Annotated in this window: 15 protein-coding genes; 6 read left to right on the top strand and 9 right to left on the bottom strand. The window is 59.2% G+C overall.

Annotated elements, in window-relative coordinates; all coding sequences use genetic code 11:
* Positions 1 to 11: 11 nt before the first annotated feature.
* From kdpA to UM93_RS10375, 4 genes are all read right to left on the bottom strand, one after another.
* The gene (kdpA, locus tag UM93_RS10365; protein WP_045075431.1) at positions 12 to 1,655 is read right to left on the bottom strand and encodes a potassium-transporting ATPase subunit KdpA; all 1,644 of its coding nucleotides are present in this window, start codon (positions 1,653 to 1,655) and stop codon (positions 12 to 14) included.
* A 10-nt stretch (positions 1,656 to 1,665) separates the two neighbouring features.
* Entirely contained in the window at positions 1,666 to 1,758 is a 93-nt protein-coding gene (gene kdpF, locus UM93_RS18130) for a K(+)-transporting ATPase subunit F (protein WP_082057096.1), read from the bottom strand.
* Between the two features lie 285 nt (positions 1,759 to 2,043).
* On the bottom strand, positions 2,044 to 2,655 hold the full coding sequence (locus UM93_RS10370; protein WP_052663737.1) for a TetR/AcrR family transcriptional regulator: 612 nt from the start codon (positions 2,653 to 2,655) through the stop codon (positions 2,044 to 2,046).
* Complete coding sequence (locus tag UM93_RS10375; RefSeq protein ID WP_052663738.1) at positions 2,656 to 4,119, bottom strand: APC family permease; 1,464 nt, start codon at positions 4,117 to 4,119, stop codon at positions 2,656 to 2,658.
* A gap of 185 nt (positions 4,120 to 4,304) precedes the next feature.
* Here UM93_RS10375 and UM93_RS10380 point away from each other — a divergent pair, with 185 nt between their 5' ends.
* The 6 genes from UM93_RS10380 (at position 4,305) to UM93_RS10405 (ending at position 9,752) form a co-directional block, all read left to right on the top strand.
* On the top strand, positions 4,305 to 5,486 hold the full coding sequence (locus tag UM93_RS10380) for a DmpA family aminopeptidase (RefSeq protein ID WP_045075432.1): 1,182 nt from the start codon (positions 4,305 to 4,307) through the stop codon (positions 5,484 to 5,486).
* Positions 5,487 to 5,524: 38 nt separating this feature from the next.
* Positions 5,525 to 6,718, top strand: a complete 1,194-nt coding sequence (locus tag UM93_RS10385) for an amidohydrolase (protein ID WP_234399288.1) — start codon at positions 5,525 to 5,527, stop codon at positions 6,716 to 6,718.
* Positions 6,715 to 7,890 carry an acyl-CoA dehydrogenase family protein gene (locus UM93_RS10390; protein ID WP_045075433.1) on the top strand — a complete coding sequence of 392 codons (1,176 nt, stop codon included), beginning with the start codon at positions 6,715 to 6,717 and terminating at the stop codon, positions 7,888 to 7,890. The genes UM93_RS10385 and UM93_RS10390 overlap by 4 nt, the downstream gene beginning before the upstream one ends.
* 238 nt (positions 7,891 to 8,128) lie before the next feature.
* Entirely contained in the window at positions 8,129 to 8,557 is a 429-nt protein-coding gene (locus tag UM93_RS10395) for a hypothetical protein (RefSeq protein ID WP_045075434.1), read from the top strand.
* A complete protein-coding gene (locus tag UM93_RS10400) occupies positions 8,551 to 8,784 on the top strand; it encodes a helix-turn-helix transcriptional regulator (RefSeq protein ID WP_045075436.1) in 234 nt (77 codons plus the stop codon). The genes UM93_RS10395 and UM93_RS10400 overlap by 7 nt, the downstream gene beginning before the upstream one ends.
* Complete coding sequence (locus UM93_RS10405; RefSeq protein ID WP_045075437.1) at positions 8,781 to 9,752, top strand: NAD(P)-dependent alcohol dehydrogenase; 972 nt, start codon at positions 8,781 to 8,783, stop codon at positions 9,750 to 9,752. The genes UM93_RS10400 and UM93_RS10405 overlap by 4 nt, the downstream gene beginning before the upstream one ends.
* A 61-nt stretch (positions 9,753 to 9,813) precedes the next feature.
* Here UM93_RS10405 and UM93_RS10410 read toward each other — a convergent pair whose 3' ends face one another.
* The 5 genes from UM93_RS10410 to UM93_RS10430 all read right to left on the bottom strand — a co-directional run bounded on the left by UM93_RS10410 (position 9,814) and on the right by UM93_RS10430 (position 14,638).
* Positions 9,814 to 10,548, bottom strand: coding sequence for a S1 family peptidase (locus tag UM93_RS10410; RefSeq protein WP_052663739.1), 735 nt, complete (start codon positions 10,546 to 10,548; stop codon positions 9,814 to 9,816).
* A 119-nt stretch (positions 10,549 to 10,667) separates the two neighbouring features.
* Positions 10,668 to 11,390, bottom strand: coding sequence for a S1 family peptidase (locus tag UM93_RS10415; protein ID WP_045075438.1), 723 nt, complete (start codon positions 11,388 to 11,390; stop codon positions 10,668 to 10,670).
* Between the two features lie 169 nt (positions 11,391 to 11,559).
* A complete protein-coding gene (locus UM93_RS10420) occupies positions 11,560 to 12,915 on the bottom strand; it encodes an MFS transporter (protein WP_045075440.1) in 1,356 nt (451 codons plus the stop codon).
* Positions 12,912 to 13,427: a winged helix-turn-helix transcriptional regulator gene (locus tag UM93_RS10425; protein WP_045075441.1), complete on the bottom strand. Its 516-nt coding sequence runs from the start codon at positions 13,425 to 13,427 to the stop codon at positions 12,912 to 12,914. The genes UM93_RS10420 and UM93_RS10425 overlap by 4 nt, the downstream gene beginning before the upstream one ends.
* Before the next feature lie 53 nt (positions 13,428 to 13,480).
* Positions 13,481 to 14,638, bottom strand: coding sequence for a cystathionine gamma-synthase (locus UM93_RS10430; RefSeq protein ID WP_045075443.1), 1,158 nt, complete (start codon positions 14,636 to 14,638; stop codon positions 13,481 to 13,483).
* Positions 14,639 to 14,673 lie beyond the last annotated feature (35 nt).

A 14,673-nucleotide genomic window follows, 5' to 3' on the forward strand; every position in this document is an offset into this window, starting at 1 on the left:
CGGAGCTGTTTTCATCGACTTAGACCTTCAGCGAGCGGGCCCAGAGCGAGGGCCGGGAAATAAGTGAGTGCGGTGAGGACCACGGAGATCACTAGCAGCAGCGAACCAAAGAGTGCACCGTGGGTCGGTACCGTGCCGGAGGATTCCGGCACCCGACGCTGCTGCGCCAAGGAACCAGCTAGGGCCAGCACCAGGATGATCGGGATAAAGCGGCCAAGGAACATGGCCAGCCCCAACATGGTGGCGAAGTACGGGCCGGAAGAGGTAATACCGCCAAAGGCCGAGCCATTGTTATTAGCCGCCGAGGTGAAGGCATACAGCACTTCCGAGAACTGGTGCGGTCCATTCGCCGGGGCATTGCTGAGCTGCTCGGGCAGCAACATGGTGATCCCGGTCATCGCCAGCACCAAGGTCGGGGTGACCAGAATGTACATCGCGGCCAGCTTCATCTGCTTGGCGGTGATCTTCTTGCCCATGAACTCGGGCGTTCTACCCACCATCAGGCCGGCGATGAAGACGGAGATAATGGCTAGCACTAGCATGCCGTAGAGCCCTGAACCGACCCCACCCGGCGCAACTTCGCCGAGCATCATATTCAGCATCGCCATTCCGCCAGCTAGCGGCGTGAGCGAATCATGTGCGACGTCGACCGCTCCCGTTGAGGTGGCGGTAGTTGCGGTGGCAAAGAGCGAGCTCGCGGCGGGGCCGAAGCGCTGCTCGTAGCCCTCCCCCGAAGCTGCGGGTGCACTCGCCATTGCCCAGGCCATCAGCGCTGTGCTGGCGGCCCAGAGTCCGGCCATCACGCTCAGGATGGTGTACCCCTGGCGTTGCTGACCAACCATTCGACCATAGCTATAGGGCAGCGAAAACGGGATCACCAGGATCAGTAGAATCGAGAATAGATTGGAGTAGGCATTAGGGTTCTCGAACGGATGCGCCGAGTTTGCATTGAAGTAACCACCACCATTGGTGCCGAGCAGCTTAATAGCTTCCTGGGAGGCCACCGGGCCGCCCGGAATGGTCTGCCCAACACCGAGCGCGGCATTATGCACTTCGGTACCCATGGTGAAGTTCTGCACCACCCCGGTGATGACGAAGACGACAGCACCGATAAAAGCAATCGGCAACAGGATGCGGAAGCTGGCCCGGGCCAGGTCCACCCAGAAGTTACCCAATTGCTCGGTCTTGGCCCGCTTGATGCCTCTGATCAGCGCCACTGCTACCGAAATCCCAACCGCCGCAGAGAGGAAATTCTGCACCGCGAGCAAGAGCATCTGGACCAAGATTCCGACGGTGGTCTCCGGCACATACGTCTGCCAGTTGGTATTGGTGACGAAGGAAATCGCTGTGTTCATCGCCACCCACGGGTCCACCGCCGCTCCCTGGCCCGGTAGCAGACCCTGTAAGCGCTGCATGAGGAAGATGAAAAGAATACCGACCACCGAGAAGGCCAGCACACTGCGTAGGTAGGTTGACCACTTTTGGTCAGCACCGGCGTCGACCCCGGCCAGCCGGTAGAAAATCCTCTCCGGCAGGTAGTTTTTACTGCTCTCAAAGACCTTGGCCATATAGAGGCCCAATGGTTTGTGTGCGAGCGCCAGCAGCACCAGCAAGATGGCCAGCTGGGTGAATAAGGATGCGAGTGAAAGGATCATTGAACTTCGCTCACCACTTTTCCGGGCGAATCAGGGCGGCGAGAAGATAACCGCACAACGCCAGCCCCACGACGGCGAGTGCAATCCAGGCGACAACCAGCATTAGAGCTTAGCCACCGCCTTAGCCAGCCACATCACCAAAGCGGCGGCGACCAGAAATATCACGACGACGAGTACGTCAGCCATGTGCTGTCCTTCCAACGAGCGATCTCCCGAAACCGGGAACCTCTCTATGGAACGCCTAGCGGGACGGCTTTAGCGCGGTATTTACAACACCCTTACGCCCGCCCAGAAAGCCTTTACGCAATCCTTACGCAGCGACTTCCGGCGGCTGCTTAGCCGCTGCCGGAATCACTACTTCGGGCGTGGTTAATTATTGGCGAACCGGCTAGATTTCGGGGATCTCGCAGCCCAGAGCCAGTTGCGCATAGGAACGGACATTGGCCCGATATTCTGCGGCTGGCTGGGTGAGGCCGATCAACGGATACATATCGTAGGCATCTTCTAAGGCCACTATATTTCGTGCGATGGTCTCAAGCGGTGCGGCTAACGTGAAGCTACCCAGCCCAACGCCCAGCTCAATGGCGCAGACGTAGAGCATCACCTGGCGTTCGACCACCGAGCGATGCAATGGGCGAAGTTCTGGGCTTTGCCGGATCAGGGGGATGCTCTCGTAAAGCAGTCGCAGATCGTCGCTGGCTTGATCCGGAATACCCGCCGCAATGAGCGCGGAGACTCGCTCCGCGGGGTCGCTGTACTGGTCAAGAGCCTCACGACGTCGCGAATAAAACTCCTCAACCACCCCTTCCAGAGCCGAGGCCATTAAGCCCTCGAAGTTCGGGAAGTAATAAAGCACTGCGCCAGTGCTCACCGCGGCTTCGGCAGCCACCGCGCGGACATTAGCGCCGCTAATGCCATGCTGACGAACCACCTTCTTGGTCGCGGTAATCAGCGCTCGACGGCGCTCTTCTCTGCGCGCATCATTCATGACTAAGAACATTCATTCTTTGGCTTCGGTCAAGTGGGTCAGTCGAGCATAGTGCTCGGGGCGGCGGGAGCGCAGCAGCAAGCCAATCCCCATCCCGCCGAGGAAAAGCACTGGAATTGGCAGCAATAGTAGCCAATTGACCGCCCCTTCCATCCCGGTGACCAGTTCGAAATTGAAGACTACCAGCAGGAAACCAGTGATCAACCCGAGCGCACCAAAAGCCGGAGCCACCAGCACCCTCCAAGCACTATGCCCACGACGATTTCTGATAAAGAAACAGAGCACCGCCACTGCGGCAACAGTCTGCGCGAAGATCACGCCAGCTACCCCAGTGGCGTAGGTCCAGAGCGCAAATTGCAGGAAAGGATCAGCGGAAAGCGCGATGCAGATGGCAATGGCGATAAGTGAGATCACCGTCATCACCGCACTGGCATGGTGCGGGGCCTGGCTGCGGGGATGGGTAGCGGCCAGCGTACGCGGCAAAATTCGCTCCCGGCCCATCGAGAATAAGTAGCGTGAGCAGGCATTGTGGAAGGCCAGCAGGCAGGCAAAGAAACTGGTAACGATGAGGATTCGCATCACTATGGTCGCCCACTGACCAAGATAAGAATCCGCCGCGCTAAACGCCATCTCCTGGAAATCGTCGGCCCCTGCCATCACCAGCACGCCATGTACCCCAAAGGCCAGCGTCAAGATCCAGAAAGTCAGCGCATAGAGCACTGCGAGGAAAGCGATCGAAATATAGGTGGCAATTGGCACGGTACGGCTCGGGTTTTTTGCTTCCTCGGCATAGATGGCGGTGCCTTCAAAGCCGATATAGGCACCGAAACCAACCACAAAGAGGCTTCCAGCGCCAGCGGCAAAGAACACGTTTTGCGGATCGAAGGAGGCTGCCGAGGCCGGTTCCGGTCCGCCTTGAATCAGCACCGCCAACGAGAGCACTAACAGGATCGCGACCTCAGCGGTGAGTAACACAGCGAGCAGTTTGGCACCGACGTCGATCTGCCGGTACCCCAGCAAGCCCACAATAAGCAGCGCTACCACCGAATACAGCCCCCAAGGCAGGTCCACTCCAAAGAGATCTTTGAAAGTGATAGCCGCGAAAAAGCCAACGAAGCCATAAAAACAGAGGCAGAGAAAGGCGTAGGCGACTGCGGTGACCAAAGCAATGCCGATTCCCGCGGGCTTGCCCAAGCCCCGTGCTACGTAAATGTAGAAAGCTCCGGCATTGCGCACATACTTCGACATTGCGGTGAATCCAGCGGCAAAAAGCAGCAAAATCACGCCACAGACCAGCATCGCCCCCGGCGCCCCAATGCCGCCCATTCTGAGACTAGTAGGACCGGCGCTGGCTACCACGGTGAGCGGGGCAGCGGCGGAAATCACGAAGAAGACAATCGACCAGACACCCAACCGGGCGGGAGCGAGCTGCCCGGCCGGCTTCGGTGTGCCCCGAGTAGTGGAGATTTCTGTCATCTTGCTAGCCTCTTTTTCTTTTGACGTCATTCTCAGTTGACTGAGAAGCACCACCGGAACTGTTGAGCAGACAAAAACTGAACGACTATGTAGAGTGATGCTAGTGATCTAAATCACGTAAAACAAGAGGTTTTTAACATTTTCTGAACATATGTTCAGAATTTTAGAAATGCGAGGAGTAGTCAATGGCAGCACAGCCGGAAGCCAGCGAGGCGATTGTCCGAGCCAGAGACCTCGGACTGAATTTCGACGGCGAACCAGGTACGTTGAACGCCATCACTGATATTCCGGGCCTTGAAGTTGGCTATCAAACCATCATCTCCGGCTCAGGAGCCTTAGACGCCGGGCGAGGTCCAATTAGAACCGGAGTTACCGCGATTTTGCCTCGAGGCCGGGCTGGCGTCGGGGTTTCATGTAGCGCGGCAACCTATTCCTTTAATGGCAACGGCGAACTCACCGGGCGTAGTTGGATCGACGAATCCGGCAGCCTCACCATGCCGATCGCCTTGAGCAACTCGCACGCGGTCGGCGCCTGCCACCAGGGCATTGACCAATGGGTACATCAGAACCGGCCAGATCTCTCAAACCGCTGGTTACTTCCGGTGGTCGGTGAAACCTGGGACGGCTACCTCAACGACATCAATGGCGGCCATGTCACCCCAGAGCTCACCGCCGCGGCAATAGACGCAGCAACTTCCGGGCCTTTGGCCGAGGGCTCGGTCGGCGGTGGCACCGGGATGAATTGCTATGGCTTCAAGGGTGGTTCGGGCACCGCCTCGCGGCGGGTCGATTTCGGCGGACAGCGCTACCATGTTGCTGCCTTTATTCAGGCGAACTTCGGCAGCCGTAGCGAGCTCCGCCTGGATGGCCTGCCCTTAGGCAGGCTTTCGAAAACCCCTAATCCGATGCAGCAGAGCAATTGGTTGCACATTGACGACGAGCGGGCCAGGGTGCCAGGCGGTGCGGGCTCGGCCATTGTGGTGATCGCCACCGATGCGCCGCTATTGCCAAACCAATGCGCCGCATTGGCCCGGCGCGCACCGCTGGGAATGGCACGCACGGGCACCACTGGCGGGCACTTTTCCGGCGACATTATCCTGGCCTTCTCTACCGCAAATCCGGGGCAACTGAATTCTGAGTTCCCGCAAGCAGAAACCGAACCGCACAAGGCACAGTTGGAATTCATCCCCTGGGGGCACATCGATCCGTTCTATCAGGCCTGCGTGGAAACGGTCGAGGAAAGCATTGCCAATGCTCTGATAGCCGCCCAGGACATGACCGGGCGCGACGATCACTTTAGCCCAGGATTACCCCACCACGAGGTGCTCGAGGCGGTCAGGGCCAGAAACTCGGTCGGCCAGGAGTAGCGTAGGAAGGTAACTCAAAACGTCGAAAGGTCTCCCCCGTGCCCTCGAAATCCAGCCATTCACTGACCATTCTGAACGCCCACATTGTGCCCATCGACGGCGAAGCCTTTGACGGCGGCCTGGTGATCAAGGATGGCAAGATCAGCGAGCTCGGGCCTAAGGTCAAAGCCAGCCGAGGCAGCGAGGTACTCGATGCAGCTGGCCAGTGGCTTTTGCCAGGATTCATCGATGCCCATACCCACCTCGGGGTGCACGAGGAAGCTGAGGGGTCGATGGGCAACGACACCAATGAAATGACTGATCCGATCATGGCCGCGGTGCGAGCCATTGACGGGATCAATCCGCGCGAGATGGGTTTCGACGACGCCCTCTCCGGCGGTATCACCACCGTCAACGTCAACCCGGGCTCGGGGAACCCGGTGGGCGGATTGGCCGTTGCGCTGCACACGCACGGCGGCTACGTCGATGATATGGTGCTGCGCAATCCTAGTGGCCTCAAGGCCGCGCTGGGCGAGAACCCCAAAAGGGTTTATGGCGAGAAAAAACAGACCCCCTCGACCCGGCTAGGTACCGCATTGGTGATCCGTAAGGCTTTCCAAGAAGCTCAGGATTACCTTTCGCAACCGGCCAAGGATCGCAAAGGAAAGGATCTCAAGCTGGAGGCACTTGGTATGGTGCTGCGTCGGGAGATTCCCTGGCGGCAGCACGCCCATCGCGCCGATGACATTGCCACTGCGGTGCGGATCGCCGAAGAATTCGGCTACCAGCTGGTGCTCGACCACGGCACCGAGGCTCATCTGCTGGCACCTCTATTGGCCGAGAAAGAAATCCCGGTGCTGATCGGACCGCTCTTTACCTCACGCTCAAAAATGGAGCTGCGCAACCGTTCATTGGCCAACCCGGGCAAACTGGCTGACGCCGGCGTCGAAATTTCGATCATTACCGACCACCCGGTGGTCCCCATTCATTTCCTGGTACACCAAGCCACTCTTGCTATTAAGGAGGGCTTGGACCGAGAGACCGCGCTGCGTTCAATCACCATTAACCCAGCAAAGGTACTCGGCTTAGCGGATCGCATCGGTTCGCTGAGCGTCGGCAAGGACGCCGATTTGGTGCTCTGGAGCGGCGATCCGCTGGATGTCATGCAGCGTGCAAATCTAGTGCTGATTGGCGGCGAACCGGTCTACCATTACGACCAGGAGAGCCGCTCCGGAGTGGTGGCACCGCGATGAAACACGACGTCCTGGAACTGGCCGCTCAACTCAGCGAGGCGGAACTCAGTCAGCAGCTCAAGGTCCGCGAGTTCACCGAGCAGCGGATCAAACCGAATATTGCCAGCTGGTTCGAGAATGCTACCTTCCCGCTCGACCTAGTTCCCGAGCTGGGCAAACTCGGTGTGCTCGGTATGCACCTCAAAGGCTACGGCTGCCCTGGACGCAGCGCGGTGGAATACGGCCTGAGCGCGCTGGAATTAGAGGCGGGCGATTCCGGCATTCGTACCTTTGTCTCAGTACAGGGATCACTGGCCATGACAGCGATTCACCGCTGGGGCTCCGAAGCCCAAAAGCAGCAGTATCTCCCTGCAATGGCTCGCGGCGAAGTAATTGGCTGCTTCGCGCTCACCGAACCGCAAGCGGGTAGCGATCCGGCAGCTATGCAAACCACCGCAACTCAGACCGCCGATGGCGGCTGGCAATTGAACGGTGTGAAACGCTGGATTGGCTTGGCCTCCGTTGCCCAACTCGCGGTGGTCTGGGCCCGCACCGAAGGCGTCACAGCGGGCGACGCTATCCGCGGCTTCATTGTGCCCACCGACACCCCGGGCTTCCACGCCGTGCCGATTGAGCCGAAACTCTCAATGCGGGCATCGGTGCAATGCGATCTGCGTTTTGATCGACTTGAGCTGCCCGCGGATGCCCTGCTGCCGGAGGCCAAAGGGCTGCGCGGCCCGTTTTCTTGCCTCAACGAGGCCCGTTACGGCATTGCTTGGGGAGCACTAGGGGCCGCCCGAGATTCTTTCGAAACGGCACTGGCTTACTCAGCGGAACGGGAACCTTTCGACCGGGCGCTCAGCAGCTATCAACTCACCCAGCAGAAACTCGTCGATATGATGCTGGAGCTGCAAAAGGGGCAATTGCTTGCCCTCCACTTGGGTCGTTTGAAGGACGCCGGGCAACTTCTGCCCGAACAGATCTCGATGGGCAAGCTCAATAACGTCAGGGAAGCCCTGAAAATCTGTCACGCCGCCCGCAGCATACTGGGCGGAAACGGGGTGACCCTAGAGTATTCGCCACTGCGGCACGCAAATAACCTTGAATCGGTGCGCACCTACGAAGGCACCGACGAGGTGCACACCCTGATCCTGGGACAGCACCTCACCGGCCATTCCGCTTTCCGCGGCTGAGTAGCGGGGACAGCTGAGCGGGAGGGCAATTACCGGCTGAGCCAGTCGTAGCCCTTCCGACCCTGGTGACCAGTCACTCGTAGCCACGACACCGGTAGTCGGGTCACCGGTAGTCGGGTCATTGGTAGTCGGGTCACAGGCGATCAATTTAGCCAATCATCAATGTCAAATTTTCTTGACTTAATGTCTGCTTCGTTTTACTTTTAGGATGTCAACATTTCTTTACATAGGAGTAGACATGGCCTATCAAGAAAAGAGCGCCTGGATCATGGGCATCGTGGCGATAGTCGGCTATTTTGGTTATCTGCTCTTGCTGCTCCCCCAGACAGCACACGTTGCGTTTCTGGAAGTTGAGTATGTGCCGGCCATGCTGTGGAGCATTGGTGGGGCAATTTTTGTCTCCATTCTGCTGCACGTTGCGGTCTCCATCGGCACCGGCAAAAACCGCAACCAGAGCGATTCTCGGGACAAGGAGATCGGTCGTTTCGGCGAGTACACCGGACAGGCCTTCGTGGTGATCGGTGCGGTGGGCGCCTTGGTACTAGCCCTAGCGAAAATAGATCACTTCTGGATCGCGAATCTGATCTACCTGGCCTTTGTGCTTTCGGCACTACTGAGCTCCATCGCAAAGATTGTCGGCTATCGCAGAGGTTTTCAAACATGGTGAAACCAACCAGAGTAAGCAATAGCATTCGCGCTCTGCGCTTCAATCACGGCGAACTCACCCAGGCCGAGTTAGCCGAACGAATCGGACTAACCCGGCAGACCGTGATCGCCATTGAGCAGGGTCGCTACTCCCCTTCGCTCGAGGTGGCTTTTCAGATCGCCCAAGTCTTTGGCGTGCCGCTCGATGATGTTTTCCACTATCCGGAGCCGACAGGCGATAAAACATGAAAGCCATTTTGCAACGACGCTATGGCGGCGTCGAGGTAGTAGAACTGGTTGAACGGCACATTCCTGAACCAGCTGCGAACCAGGTACAAATCAAGGTGATGGCGGCCGGCGTAGATCGCGGCACTTATCATTTACTGACCGGAAAACCCTATCTGCTGCGGCTTTTTGGCTTCGGACTAAGAGCACCAAAGGTCCAGACGCCGGGCCGTGACGTTGCCGGGGTGGTAACGGCCCTCGGTTCAGCAGTACACGGTTTCAAGATCGGAGATGAGGTCTTCGGAGTCTGCCAGGGCAGCTATGCCGAATACGCACTCGGTTCGGAACGCTCACTCGCTTTGAAGCCTGAGACGCTCAGCTTCCAACAGGCGGCAGCATTACCCGCCTCCAGCGTTACCGCGCTGCGTGCGATTCGCGAGGTCGCGAAGCTAGAGGCCGGGCAGCGGGTGTTGATTCTTGGCGCCTCCGGTGGGGTGGGAAGTTTCGCGGTGCAACTAGCGCACTCGCTCGGCGCCCGGGTGACCGGAGTGTCCGGCCCTGGCGGCTTGGAGTTGATCCGTAGCCTGGGCGCCGAGCGAGCTCTCGATTACACGCTGGATGGGTTGGAAGCAGAGAAGGATTTTGACGCAATACTCGACATCGCTGGCGGTCGGCCACTGAACCAACTGCGTCGGATGCTCAGCCGCAAGGGGGTCCTGGTGGTTATCGGCACCGAGCAAGGTGGGCCCTGGACCGGCGGCGTGGGTCGCTCGCTGCGCGCCAATTTACTTTCCCCCTGGGTTAGCCAGCGGCTCAGTGCGCTGGTTTCCTTTGAAGATGCGGAAGCCTTAGTCGCGGTACGCGAACTGGTGGATGCTGGCGCGATCACGCCGGCGATAGAGCGCAGTTACCCACTCGACCAGGCCGCTCAGGCAATTCGGCACGTCGGCGAGGGTCACACGCTCGGCAAGGTGGTAATTACCGTCGCTTAAACAGTGAGCCGGTCCGGTCGCGTTGAACGCGACCGGACCGGCTCACTGCTGAGTTAGTTGATTAGGAGGTGGCCACGCCGGTGGTGCTGGTGATCCAGCTCGCCGACTTGGTCAGGTTCGCGTAGTTGCTACCGGCGTGGATGTCAGCCCCCGGATCGGCGCTGTCACCGGTCGAGCAAACGCCAACGATCTTGCCACCGATGATCAACGGACCACCCGAATCGCCGTGGTTGGAGGCGCCATCAATACCCTTGATGTGCACGGCCGTGCCGTTATAGGCATCGGTGCTGGATCCGACAACCTGGACATTGGCCTGGTAAAGACCGGTTGACTGGACAGCATTTGCCCGGCGACCGTAACCCATCACAGTGCCGGTATCGGAGGTGCTCGCGGTGTAGCTCTTCGCCACCGTCGGGTAGGAGCTCAGCACCTTGGCGGTGGAGAGATGTACCAGCGCGACGTCGCCCGAGGGTGAAGCCTTGAACTGGTCCACCACGATGCCCGGCCCACGATCTACTGTGCTATTGCTGTAGTAGACCTTCATGGCGGTGGTGCCGTCGATGCAGTGCTTTGCGGTCAGCACCCACTGCGAGGAGATTGCTTCGCCGGTGCAACCGTAGCTAGACGTTCCACCCTGCTGGAAGACCAGCTGGACTGCCCAGGGGGTCGGCGCGGACTGAGTACCGCCGACAATTTCGGGAGCCGGGGTAGTCGCGGCATTGGCACCGCCGGAGCTGAGTAGAGCCATCGTGGCCACACTGGCGCCAATCAAGACCGACTTGAAAATCTTGTTCATCATCATCCTTTATTCGCTGTCCCGGCGGGCTTCATCGCTCACCGATCTGTCTAGAAAAATTTATGAAATGGCGGTGACCAGGTCGCAGAACCCAGTCACCGCCACGAACCGCGGGTCAGTTAGACGCCAGAGGTGCTCTTGATCCAGCTGCGCGAAGCGGTCAGGTTCGCATAGTTGCTGCCAGCGTGGATGTCCGCACCCGGATCGGCGCTGTCACCGGTGGAGCAAACGCCGACGATCTTGCCGCCGATAATCAGCGGGCCACCGGAGTCGCCGTGGTTGGAGGCGCCATTGACACCCTTGATGTGCACGGCTGCGCCACCGTAAGCGTCGGTGCTGGAACCCAGTACCGAAACGTTAGCCTGGTAAAGGCCGGTCGACTGAACCTGATTGGCACGCAGGCCATAGCCCATGATGGTGCCGGTCGCGCCAGCTACCGGGGTGTAGCTAGAGGCCAGTGCCGGATAGGAGCTCAGCGAATGCGAGCTGGAGAGGTGCACCAGAGCCACATCGCCATAGGGCGAGCCGTAGACATTATCGGCGGCAATCGGGGTGCCCATCGAGGTGGTGCTATTGCTGTAGTAGACGTCCATCCAGCTGATGCCGTCAATGCAGTGCTGGGCGGTGAGAATCCAGCTTGCCGAAATGGCTTCACCGGTGCAGCCATAGGTACCGCTGCCCTGTTGGAAGACGAGCTGGACTTCCCACGGAGTGGCGGAAGCTTGAGTGCCACCGACAATCTCCGGGGCCGGTGCGATTGCAGCATTCGCCGCGCCCGAACCGAAGAAGGCCATTGCGGCCACGCCCACGCTTACCAGAACAGACTTGAAAATCTTGTTCATACCTATCCTTTGTTTGTGTTCACGACGGGCTTCTTTGCCCGCCAGTCTTCACTTGGATCGGAGCCTTTGGTCTCGGCCCCGCGATGAACGTTACCCCGGTCAACTAAGTCGGCCTATAGCTCCCAGCTAACTTTGAGCTAATTAGGGAGCAACACGCAGATTAGTTGCTTTAGGCTGGCAACTCGCTGGGAAGCTGTTCTTTTAAGGGTTCATTTTTGCGATCTTTTCGCATCGTGGCGGAGATTACTGCCGCCATGGTGCACAACGCGGCCGCCCCCAGCCAGGCGTAGGTGTATTGACCGGTGGCGTCCCGAATGACCCCGGCCAAGGTGGCCGCGATGGCTGCCCCAACCTGATGCGCCGCGAAAACCCAGCCAAACACAATGCTGCCATCGGCACCGAAAACGCGGCGGCAAATTGCGGCCGTTGGCGGCACCGTGGCCACCCAATCAAGACCGTAGATGACCACAAATACCACCATTGAAGGCTGCACCGTGGCGCTCAGCAGCAGCGGCAGCACCAGCAATCCAATGCCTCGGAACTGGTAATACAAGGCGAGCAGGATCTTCGGGTTGAAACGATCAGTGAGCCAGCCGGAGGCGATGGTGCCGACAATATCGAAAATACCGACCACGGCAAGCAGTCCTGCCGCTGTGGTTTCCGGCATTCCGTGATCATGTGCCGAAGGGATGAAGTGGGTACCGATCAAGCCATTGGTGGTAGCCCCGCAGATCGCAAAGCCCGCGACCAGCGCCCAGAAGGTGGGTACCTTGGAAGCACGCCGCAAAACCTGCAACGCTCTGAGCGCCGCATTCTGCTTCGGTTCGTCCAGGATGTTCGAACTGACTGGGACCTCAGCCGGGTCGACCGCCTCCGCGCCCAAGGGAAGCACCCCAACATCAGCGGGCTTGTTTTTCATAAAGATCAACACCAACGGAATCACCACAAAGGCACCAGCAGCGATCAGTAGCGAGGCCTGACGCCAGCCCGGCGACTGGGCTAGCTGAGCGATCACCGGCAAGAACACCAGTTGTCCGGCAGCACTGCCAGCGGTCAGGATGCCCAGGATTAGGCCGCGGTGTTTGACGAACCAGGTGTTCACTATGGTGGCTGCGAAGACCAGAGCCATCGATCCAGTGCCGAGCCCGATCAGCAGCCCCCAGGTCAGCAGAATCTGCCAGGACTGCTGAACAAAGACGGTCAGCGCACTACCGGCACCGATCATGGCCAGCGCAATGGACGTCACCAACCGGATGCCGAAGCGTTCCATTAGCGCCGCGGCGAAGGGCGCGGTTAACCCAAACAGCAGCAGATTAATACTCACCGCAGCGGAAAGCACAGTGGTTGGCCAGCCGAACTCTTGCTGCAATGGCACCATCAAAACACCGGGAGCGGCCCGGAAACCTGCCGCCCCCACCAGAGCGAGTAAGCCAACCGCAGCGACCAGCCAGGCCGGATGCAGCCGCCGCTTGACGGTCTGTCCAGCCTTTTCTCTAGCCTTCTCTCTAGCCTTGAGCGCCTTCACGCGACTCCACCCGGTACCCGGTTTGAGACTGCAGAGTCAAGAGCAATCGGCTCTTTCGAACGGGTCAACGAGTGCCAGCTGGAGTTGCGTACGGTGAGCTCTGCGCCGCAAGCATCACAGCGTTCCGCCGAGCTACTGCGCGCCCCACAATCTCGATGGATTAGGTACATATGCGCGTCTTCACTCGGTGGTTCGAGATGTTTTTCGGTCCAGAGCAGGATGGCATTGAGGATCGGCAAAGCATCGGCACCAGCCGAGGTGAGCACGTATTCGGCCCTAGTGCGTTGCGCATCCTGATAGTCTCGGCGCTCCAATAATCCGGCCTCGGTCAGTTGGGTTAGTCGAGCACTCAGCACCGCATCGGCGATCTGAATCTGGTCCCGAATGGTGGAGAAACGATTGTTACCAAAGAAGATCTCGCGGAGCACCATCATCGACCAGGGGTCGCCGAAGGCGTCGAGACCACGAGCAATCGCGCAGGGCCGCTGGGACCAGTCAGAACGTAAGGGCATGCCCAAACAGTATCTGACTCTTTTAAAGAAAGCTAGGTTTCAGCTCCGGGTTTTTAGAGCTTTCCCAGCGCAGCGTCCAGATCGGCGATGAGATCATCGACGTCTTCGATGCCGACGGAAAGTCGGATCAGGTTCTCCGGTACCGCGAGCTCGGTCCCCTTCACCGAAGCATGGGTCATCTCCGAGGGGTAGTTCATCAACGATTCAATGCCGCCGAGGGACTCGGCCAAGGTGAACAACGAGGTCGATTCCGCCACCTTCCTGGCGGCGGCAGCTCCACCGTCGAACTGCACCGAGATCATCCCACCGAAAGCCTTCATCTGACGCTTCGCCAACTCGTGGCCGGGATGATCTTCCAGCCCCGGGTAGAGCACCCGCTCGACGCCGGCGCGTCCTTGTAGCCATTCGGCCAGTCGCTGCGCATTGGTCGAGTGTCGATCCATTCGGACGCCAAGAGTCTTCAATCCCCGAGTGGTCAGGAAGGCGTCCATCGGCCCGGAAACCGCACCCACCGCGAACTGCACAAAGCCAATCTTCTCGGCCAGCTCGTCGTCGCGCACCACCACCGCGCCACCGATCACATCGGAGTGTCCGCCAATGTACTTCGTGGTGGAATGCACCACGATATCCGCGCCAAGGTCGAGCGGATTCTGCAAATACGGCGAGGCGAAGGTGTTGTCCACCAGCAACAAGGCACCCTGCGCGTGCGCCAGTTTGGCCAGCGCAGCGATATCGGTGATGTTCATCATCGGATTGGACGGCGTCTCCACCCAGAACAACTTGGTCTTTTCGGTGGCGGCCGCAGCGACCTGCTCGGTCGCTGCCATGTCCACCGCGGAATGCTCAATTCCCCACGGTCCCAGCACCCGGCTGATCAACCGGTAGCTGCCACCGTAGGCGTCATTGCCCAAAACAATATGGTCACCGGGCCGGAGTACCGCGCGGATGAGCGAATCCTCGGCGGCTAGACCTGAGGAGAAGGAGAAAGCGTGCTTGCCGTGCTCAACAGCTGCCAGCTGGGCCTGCAAGGAGTCACGCGTGGGGTTGGTGCCACGGCCGTATTCATAGCCATTACGTAACTGACCAATGCCATCCTGAGCAAAGGTGGAGGATTGCACAATGCCGCCGACCACGGCGCCGGTCACCGGATCCGGCTCTTGCCCGGCATGGATAGCCCGAGTGTTGAAGCCCAGGGCGTTGAGGTCGGTCATAAAAGCTCCTCTTTCTGAAAACTGGCTTGCTATGG

The organism is Psychromicrobium lacuslunae (assembly GCF_000950575.1).
GTDB lineage: Bacteria > Actinomycetota > Actinomycetes > Actinomycetales > Micrococcaceae > Renibacterium > Renibacterium lacuslunae.

Bases quoted from the DNA above. Each gene is read 5' to 3' on its own strand.
- kdpA (WP_045075431.1), bottom strand. From the start codon at position 1,655: ATGATCCTTTCACTCGCATCCTTATTCACCCAGCTGGCCATCTTGCTG.
- kdpF (WP_082057096.1), bottom strand. From the start codon at position 1,758: ATGCTGGTTGTCGCCTGGATTGCACTCGCCGTCGTGGGGCTGGCGTTG.
- UM93_RS10370 (WP_052663737.1), bottom strand. From the start codon at position 2,655: ATGTTCTTAGTCATGAATGATGCGCGCAGAGAAGAGCGCCGTCGAGCG.
- UM93_RS10375 (WP_052663738.1), bottom strand. From the start codon at position 4,119: ATGACAGAAATCTCCACTACTCGGGGCACACCGAAGCCGGCCGGGCAG.
- UM93_RS10380 (WP_045075432.1), top strand. From the start codon at position 4,305: ATGGCAGCACAGCCGGAAGCCAGCGAGGCGATTGTCCGAGCCAGAGAC.
- UM93_RS10390 (WP_045075433.1), top strand. From the start codon at position 6,715: ATGAAACACGACGTCCTGGAACTGGCCGCTCAACTCAGCGAGGCGGAA.
- UM93_RS10395 (WP_045075434.1), top strand. From the start codon at position 8,129: ATGGCCTATCAAGAAAAGAGCGCCTGGATCATGGGCATCGTGGCGATA.
- UM93_RS10400 (WP_045075436.1), top strand. From the start codon at position 8,551: ATGGTGAAACCAACCAGAGTAAGCAATAGCATTCGCGCTCTGCGCTTC.
- UM93_RS10405 (WP_045075437.1), top strand. From the start codon at position 8,781: ATGAAAGCCATTTTGCAACGACGCTATGGCGGCGTCGAGGTAGTAGAA.
- UM93_RS10410 (WP_052663739.1), bottom strand. From the start codon at position 10,548: ATGAACAAGATTTTCAAGTCGGTCTTGATTGGCGCCAGTGTGGCCACG.
- UM93_RS10415 (WP_045075438.1), bottom strand. From the start codon at position 11,390: ATGAACAAGATTTTCAAGTCTGTTCTGGTAAGCGTGGGCGTGGCCGCA.
- UM93_RS10425 (WP_045075441.1), bottom strand. From the start codon at position 13,427: ATGCCCTTACGTTCTGACTGGTCCCAGCGGCCCTGCGCGATTGCTCGT.
- UM93_RS10430 (WP_045075443.1), bottom strand. From the start codon at position 14,638: ATGACCGACCTCAACGCCCTGGGCTTCAACACTCGGGCTATCCATGCC.